This window comes from Microcoleus sp. D3_18a_C4 (assembly GCF_036702415.1).
GTDB lineage: Bacteria > Cyanobacteriota > Cyanobacteriia > Cyanobacteriales > Microcoleaceae > Microcoleus.
The window spans coordinates 247066-253122 of the sequence record NZ_JAUBTI010000001.1 but is presented as its reverse complement, the minus strand read 5'-3'; the positions used below and the strand labels follow the sequence as shown (position 1 = coordinate 253122).

General features: G+C 46.2%; 6 protein-coding genes and 1 pseudogene. 6 read left to right on the top strand and 1 reads right to left on the bottom strand.

Features of this window, described 5'->3' with window-relative positions:
• Positions 1-224, top strand: a 224-nt coding sequence (locus tag QUB16_RS01115) for a hypothetical protein (protein WP_333313414.1), incomplete at its 5' end; no start/stop codon positions are given.
• A 106-nt stretch (positions 225-330) separates the two neighbouring features.
• Here QUB16_RS01115 and QUB16_RS01110 read toward each other — a convergent pair.
• Complete coding sequence (locus QUB16_RS01110; protein WP_333313412.1) at positions 331-975, bottom strand: retropepsin-like aspartic protease; 645 nt, start codon at positions 973-975, stop codon at positions 331-333.
• A 308-nt stretch (positions 976-1283) separates the two neighbouring features.
• Between QUB16_RS01110 and carA the strand changes: the two genes are divergently transcribed.
• From carA to QUB16_RS01085, 5 genes and pseudogenes are all read left to right on the top strand, one after another.
• A complete protein-coding gene (carA, locus tag QUB16_RS01105) occupies positions 1284-2441 on the top strand; it encodes a glutamine-hydrolyzing carbamoyl-phosphate synthase small subunit (protein WP_333313411.1) in 1158 nt (385 codons plus the stop codon).
• A 181-nt stretch (positions 2442-2622) separates the two neighbouring features.
• A complete protein-coding gene (locus QUB16_RS01100) occupies positions 2623-2979 on the top strand; it encodes an STAS domain-containing protein (protein ID WP_333037230.1) in 357 nt (118 codons plus the stop codon).
• 760 nt (positions 2980-3739) lie between these two features.
• Entirely contained in the window at positions 3740-4186 is a 447-nt protein-coding gene (locus QUB16_RS01095) for a ribonuclease III domain-containing protein (protein WP_333313409.1), read from the top strand.
• A 219-nt stretch (positions 4187-4405) separates the two neighbouring features.
• On the top strand, positions 4406-5587 hold the full coding sequence (locus QUB16_RS01090; protein WP_333313407.1) for a transposase: 1182 nt from the start codon (positions 4406-4408) through the stop codon (positions 5585-5587).
• Positions 5588-5749: 162 nt separating this feature from the next.
• A pseudogene (locus QUB16_RS01085) lies at positions 5750-6057 on the top strand (23S rRNA (guanosine(2251)-2'-O)-methyltransferase RlmB); the annotation flags it as partial.

Genomic DNA, 6057 nt, shown 5'->3' with positions numbered 1-6057 from the left:
GCCCGTCCAAAAAGGACGGGCGGGACGCCCATCCCACAATAACAATTAAAATTGTAAGTTATTTAATTCGCGATCCTGACAGTTGTTATATCATATTCGGTCGATTGACCGTGATTCCTGTAGGGGCGGGTTCACCAGCAATAGTCGCCAAAAACCGACAAGCTCAAAAACCCGCCCCGACTATGTATGATGCGCGATCGATCGGACATGATATTAGTTGTTAGTTGACCCGAAAGCAGTTGGTAGTTGTTAGGAAAGCAGTTGCTACAAATAACCAGTAATCAATAACAAATAACAACTAACAAATAACAACTAACCACTAACTTCTTTTTAAGACCGCGATCGAAATTCAATGACATCTTGCTTAATAGTCACATCTTTATTACCAAAAAAGTCGTGACCCAACAGTCCGATTTCTAGGGAGGGCGAGACAGCGACAACTACATTGTTAACTGCCAGACCACCTGCTTCCATAGAAGTCAGGCGACCGAGGGGAAAAGTAGCCACTCCGTTGGGAGTTTGTGCTTGCACTGTTCCCTGGAGAACAACGCCCAAGGCTTTAGCCATTGCTGGTGTAATTACTGTGCCACTAGCTCCCGAATCTACCATCATCTCGAACTTTTGTTTGCCGTTAAACGTGACTTCTATGACGGGGATATTAGCCTCTCGGCGTTTGATTTTTGCCTGAAACACTCCCGACTTTGCCGCCGCCGAAGTGGTGGGAGTCAATTCTTTGGGGAGAAAACCGCAGACTGATTGGCTGAGGTTGACGGTTCGGCCTGACGAGCTCCGCATGAAGCATCCCTCACTTTCTTGAGCCACTGCTGGCGAGGAGTTGGCAACACTTCCTACTAAAATTGAACTGCTCAGAGAAATAACTCCTGCTAACACCAGTAAAGGTTGGCGCAGGTTTTGAGGGATGGGTAGAGGCTTTTTTGAGTTTGAGAGTAAAGGCAAGGGAGATTTGCTGGCCATAGTTTGATTAAACGCAGTAGCTCGATCGTAACAGCGACAACTGCCTTTTGGTATAGATATAGAATTTCCGCCCGCATCCTAAGCTGCTGGCTGATAAATTGCTGGCGCGGGGGGAGATGCAGAATTTGCACTTGTTGCTGGTTCTTGATTACCTGTGGCATAAGTGCCTCCGGCATCGGGCCTCCGGCATAAGTGCCTTGCTTTTGCGAACCATTGCACAAATTAAAATAATATCTGTACATTGCCGACTAGCATCAAATCCCTGGCAGTGGTAAGAATTAAACCAAACGAAAGTAATTAAGGATGCCATGTCACTTTCAACTGCACAACCCGCTCTCCTAGTCCTGGCTGACGGTACTGCTTACCGCGGCTGGTCTTTTGGCGCTGACGCCACCGTCGTTGGCGAGGTAGTATTTAATACTGGAATGACGGGCTACCAAGAAGTATTGACCGATCCCAGCTATTGCGGTCAAATTGTAACTTTTACTTATCCAGAATTGGGCAATACCGGGGTAAATCTTGAAGACGAAGAATCCTCGCGCCCGCAAATTCGGGGTGCGATCGCCCGGAACGTATGCAGCCGCCCCAGCAACTGGCGCTGCTCGCAATCTCTGCAAGACTACCTAAAACAGTACGATATCCCCGGAATTTACGGGATCGACACCCGCGCCCTGACTCGCAAAATTCGCACGGTGGGAGCGATCAACGGCGGCATTTCGACGACGATTCTCGACCAGGCAGAACTGTTGGAGCGAGTGCAAGATGCCCCCAGCATGGACGGGCTGAATCTGGTGCAGGAAGTCACCACTCGCGAGGTTTACGAGTGGTCTGAAGCCACGGACTCGGTTTGGGAGTTCAGTCCTACAGTCAAACCTGCTAACGGCCAAATGTGGACGGTGGTAGCGCTAGACTTTGGGATCAAGCGCAATATTCTGCGGCGTCTGGCGAGTTACGGGTGTCGGGTCATCGTTGTCCCCGCTGACACGTCGCCGGAGGAAATCCTCAAATACAACCCGGACGGCATTTTTCTGTCAAACGGCCCCGGAGATCCGGCGGCGGTAACGGAAGGGATCGCTACTGCGAAAGCTTTGTTAAAGTCGGACAAACCGGTATTCGGCATCTGCATGGGACACCAAATTTTGGGACTTTCCTTGGGTGCAGAAACTTTTAAACTTAAGTTCGGCCATCGGGGATTGAATCATCCAGCGGGTTTAACTGAGCAAGTAGAAATTACTAGCCAAAATCACGGTTTTGCGATCGACCCCGATTCCTTAGCCCCCGAAGTAGAGATTACTCATCTCAATTTGAACGATCGCACCGTAGCCGGATTGAAGCATAAAACTCTGCCGCTGTTCTCAGTGCAGTACCACCCAGAAGCCAGTCCGGGCCCGCACGACGCCGATTATTTATTCGATCGATTCGTGCAGTCCATGCGAGACAATCAGAAAGTAGCCAGCAGTAAGTAGTCAGCAGTCAGCAGTCATTAGTCAGTAGTCATCAGAGGCTGTTTGTGTCGATCGCTTCTGACTAATGACCAATGACTAATGACTAATGACTAAAAAACTGTAGACAAAAGACCAAAAAACTCCTATAATGAAGCCTCGACTTTAAGCCATATCTAGCTAGGAGGGTGTCATTCCTGAGTCATTGACCCTGACCGTTAGCCTCAGAGGCACTCGCGAAGTCAAGAATAACTATCAGTTATTTCGCCTGACTGGCCTGCTGGACGCTTTTTCTGAGGCAACTTTTCGGAAGGTAATAAGCAAATGTATTGACGAGGGCCCAAAACACGTAATTTTGGACTTGTCTCAGATAGACTTTGTGGATAGTTCAGGCTTGGGCGCACTTGTGCAACTTGTCAAAAAAGCCCAAACCTTGGAAGGGACATTGCAAATTGTCTCAAATCCCCGCGTAACTCAGACTGTTAAACTGGTTCGCTTAGAGAAATTTTTGTCTTTGCAGCCTTCGGTTGATGAGGCGGTAAAAAACGTCAAGGATGCTTGACCGAAAAACGAGACGCAAGCCCCTGGCTTCAGACACGGGGATAAGTCGGCAGCGGTTTCAACCGCCTTCAATTCTTGGTATAATTCAAGCAGCAAGTAAGAATAACCATCTGCGTATTGAAACAATCTAGTGCGGTGAAATCCCGGCAACGGACTAATCCGACTTGATTCGGAATAGTTAAAGGGCAAACAAAAGGCAGATTGTTGAGCGTACCTATCTGGCATTAGTGGTGGACTCCGAAAACACAAAAGCTAAAAGTATACGCAAAGTTTAGATTTATCTAAGCTGAGTGGGTAGAGGCGGTTTGATGCAAGCCTTTGAAAGTTCAAATACGAACTCTTCAAGAATCCCCGTCCCTTTAGGGCTGGGGAGTGTCAAGCCAAAGTGAATTAAATTAGCTATCCGGTTCTCAACGCTGGATAGCAAATTTTTATTTTTGGGGTGGTAAAATAATACCGATTTTCCCAGAAGCTGCGACACGCGCCAGCGGCTATTTCCCCGATGCTGAGAGTTTCGGTGGAGGGGCAGTAAAATATGTGTGGCAAACACGCGGAAAAATGGTATAAAAATTAAAGCATCCCGATTTGGTAAAAAGCCTTTTTTAGGAGTGCGATCGTCGCGCCAAGCTTTGCCTATATATCTCGTTTCGCGATCGGACAGCGAACACTCCTGTGAAAGCTATAATTGCGGAAGTAACGAAAGACCAAATAAGTAAGTGACTAGAAAAACCAAGCTGTGCGGAAGTTTTATTTAAAAAAGTATGTCGCCGATCGCAGATGACGGACTCAAACTGAGTCTGACGGATATCAGTTTAAATCGAGTGCATCCTGCGAGGGCTACACCAGCAGAAATAGAAAGAATTTCGCCCGCAGCCTGGGCATATTTGGGAGATGCAGTGTACGAACTCTACATTCGGAGTTCGTACTTAATGCCGCCCAAAAGATTGCAAGCTTATCACGAATTGGTGGTGGGACAAGTACGAGCCGAAACTCAAGCGCGTCACTTGCGATCGATCTCTCCTTACTTAAATAGTACAGAATTAGCAATTGTCAAGCGCGGCCGCAATGCTGCAGCGGGCCGTTCTAAGCGAGCAGATCCAGAGATATACCAACAAGCTAGCAGCTTAGAAACTTTGATCGGATATTTGTACCTCACCGATCCCGAAAGATTGACCGAGATTCTGGCACTTTTAGAACTTGAGACTTAAAGGATTTAGCAGTTAAGAGTTGGGAATGGGGAGGGATTAATTAACAACTCTGGCACGGCTGGTAATCTAAAACAGCAAAAAGCCCGATCGGCAAAACAAGATTTATCAAAGAAATGGGTTTAAAACCCCGTCGTTCTAGGACGGCTTTAATTCCTTCTGAATTTTCCCGATCGTGTTAAAATAGTATGGCATACTAAAGTAGTAAAACAGCTAAAAATAATGAAAGCAAGGTTCCAATACAGATTCTATCCAACCGATAGACAACGCCAGAGTTTGGCTCAGTTGTTTGGTTGTGTAAGAGTTGTTTGGAACGATGCTTTGGCTGTTAGCAGATGTGGCAAATATCCTGGGTACAACACTCTATCCAAGTCTCTAACTATATCTAAAAAGACAGAAGAAAGGGCATGGTTGAACGATGTTTCGTCCGTGCCGCTGCAACAATCCCTCAAACAGTTAGAGGTTGCTTACAAAAACTATTTTGATTTCCTAAAAGGGAAGAGAAAAGGCAAGAAAGTGGGTCAACCCAAATTCAAAAAAAAGACTAACAGTCAGTCTGCAACTTTTGCTAAAACAGGTTTCTCTATCAAAGGTGAGTCCGTGTATCTGGCAAAAATTGGAAATGTTAGCCCTATTTGGTCTAGGGAGTTACCATCAGAGCCTAGCTCTGTAACTGTACTAAAGGACTGTGCTAATCGCTATTTCTTGAGCTTTGTAGTAGAAGTTAAGCCCGTTCAAATTGATGCTAAAAACCCAAGTGTCGGAATTGATTTAGGGATTAAAACTTTTGCTGTGATGAGTAATGGGGAGAAAGCTAAAAGTCCAGACTATAAAGTGTTAGATCGAAAAATTCGTAAACTCCAAAAAAAGCTAGCTCGGCAATCTAAAGACTCGAAACGCAGAAATAGAACTCGGATTCAGATAGCCAAACTGCACAATCAAATTGCAGACACCCGTAAAGATTTCTTGCACAAGCTGTCAACCAAAATTGTTAGTGAAAACCAAACTATCGTTTTAGAAGACTTGAATGTGTCTGGAATGGTCAAAAACCGCAAACTTGCTAGAGCTATTAGTCTTCAGGGATGGAGAGAATTCCGAACTTTGTGCGAGGCAAAGTCTGAGAAATTTGGTCTAGACTTTAGAGTAATTAGTCGCTGGGAGCCTACCAGTCAAATTTGCTCGGATTGCGGCTTTAAGTGGGGAAGACTGGATTTAAAAATCAGATCGGTTCAGTGTTTGAATTGTGGCACTGAACACGAACGCGATGAGAACGCTGCAAAAAATATAAACAAAGTCGGGATAGGGCATTGCCACGACTCTAAACGGACACAGAGACAGAGTAAGACGACTTCGGTTGCGTCAGTCAGTGAAGTGTCAAGAATCACCGCACTTTTAGGGCGGTGAGTATGTCAATAACTAGCTACTTGAACAGAGCAAAATCCTTGCTCCCTCGCTAGACTATCTCAAATCTCAAAGCCCAAAGATTGCTCCCTCAATCAAGAATCTCACATCTACAATCTACAATCGACTAGCCTTCAGCCAAAACGTTTTGACCACAAGAAACCAATGAGAAAATTTACCAAACCCAACTTTTCGCGATCGAATTCCGACAGCAAGCCATTCAAAAGCGAAGGCCGCCGTCAGGACTCACAACCCTCCTCTCCCCGGTTTGAACGCAAGCCCCGTCCCGACACTCGCCCAGGAGACGCGCCTCAAAAGCGATCGACCTTCGCCCCCCAATCGCGAGAAATGCCCGTGAGAGCAATTTTCAAACGGAGAGTCGATTCCGACAGCCAACCATCCCTTCGCAGAAATAATACTTTCCAAGACAGAGACAGCAGCCCGCAGGAATCCAGGGGCAATTATTACCAAGA

What these genes read in the sequence shown, in the direction of transcription:
- QUB16_RS01110 (WP_333313412.1), bottom strand. Translation starts at nt 975, where the DNA reads ATGGCCAGCAAATCTCCCTTGCCTTTACTCTCAAACTCAAAAAAGCCT.
- carA (WP_333313411.1), top strand. Translation starts at nt 1,284, where the DNA reads ATGTCACTTTCAACTGCACAACCCGCTCTCCTAGTCCTGGCTGACGGT.
- QUB16_RS01095 (WP_333313409.1), top strand. Translation starts at nt 3,740, where the DNA reads ATGTCGCCGATCGCAGATGACGGACTCAAACTGAGTCTGACGGATATC.
- QUB16_RS01090 (WP_333313407.1), top strand. Translation starts at nt 4,406, where the DNA reads ATGAAAGCAAGGTTCCAATACAGATTCTATCCAACCGATAGACAACGC.